Origin of the sequence: Gillisia xinjiangensis (genome assembly GCF_046298265.1) — a bacterium.
In the GTDB taxonomy this organism is placed as follows: Bacteria; Bacteroidota; Bacteroidia; order Flavobacteriales; family Flavobacteriaceae; genus Gillisia; species Gillisia xinjiangensis.
In genome coordinates this window covers 1-823 of record NZ_JBKAHK010000033.1, presented here as the reverse complement: position 1 = coordinate 823, position 823 = coordinate 1, and the positions used below count along the sequence as shown (strand labels likewise).

The window sequence follows — 823 nt, the reverse complement described above, 5'->3', positions numbered from 1 at the left end:
CACCAGCTCGATCTGCGGGAAGGCCAGATAGAGGCTGAGCGCCCAGGGCTTCAGGCTCTGCAGGCCCTCGGCCGCAACCCCCAGCGGCGCGACGGCATCGACGGTGCGCTGGAACAGCGCCGGGCCAAGGATGTCCTCCAGCCGGCGATCCGGGGGCAGCCGCATCGCGCGCGCCATCTTGTCGTTGCCCTGCTGACTGTCGATCAACTCGAAGGCGGCAACGCGGGACTGGTTGAAGGCCTGGTCAATCTGAGGCGGCAGCTTGCGCAGGCGCGCGTCGGTCGAGTGGATGGTGCCGAGCACATAGCTGACCGGCCCGCCGCCCTCGCGCTGCACCTGCCACAACAGGCCCTGGCTGTAGGGCAGGTCCTGGGCGCCGGCGCTCCCGACGGCAGGCGTGAGCCACAACAGCGCGGCGGCCAGCGCCGGCATCACCGCCGCCTTCAAGGGCGCCTTCAAGGGCGCCGTGCGGAAAAGGAACCTATGCAGTGATTTCAGCATCGCTTGCCTGATCCCTATTTTATTCATTCCCTGCGCAGGGGGCCCGAGAACTCTCACGGCCGGATCTTGTAGCCCGCCGCGAAGAGCCGCCAGGCAACCAGCGCCAGCGCCAGATTCAGGACCATAAGGATCATCGCGCCCAGCGCCAGCGAGGTCTCCGCCTGGCCGATAAACCCGGCGCGGAAGCCGTCGACGGCGTAGAAGATTGGATTGTAATAGATCCAGTCCCGCCAGCCGTCCGGCAGCCGCGCCACCGTGAAGAAGGTACCCGAGAGCAGGCCCAGCGGCACGATGAGGAAGCCCTCGACCGCACTGTAATGGT

The 823-nt window shown here is 67.1% G+C and carries 2 protein-coding genes; both read right to left on the bottom strand.

Features of this window, described 5'->3' with window-relative positions; translation table 11 throughout:
- A partial coding sequence (locus tag ACKGJN_RS16305) for a TraB/GumN family protein (RefSeq protein WP_409540625.1) occupies positions 1-501 on the bottom strand: 501 nt, incomplete at its 3' end.
- A gap of 53 nt (positions 502-554) precedes the next feature.
- Positions 555-823, bottom strand: a 269-nt coding sequence (locus ACKGJN_RS16300; protein WP_409540624.1) for an ABC transporter permease, incomplete at its 5' end; no start/stop codon positions are given.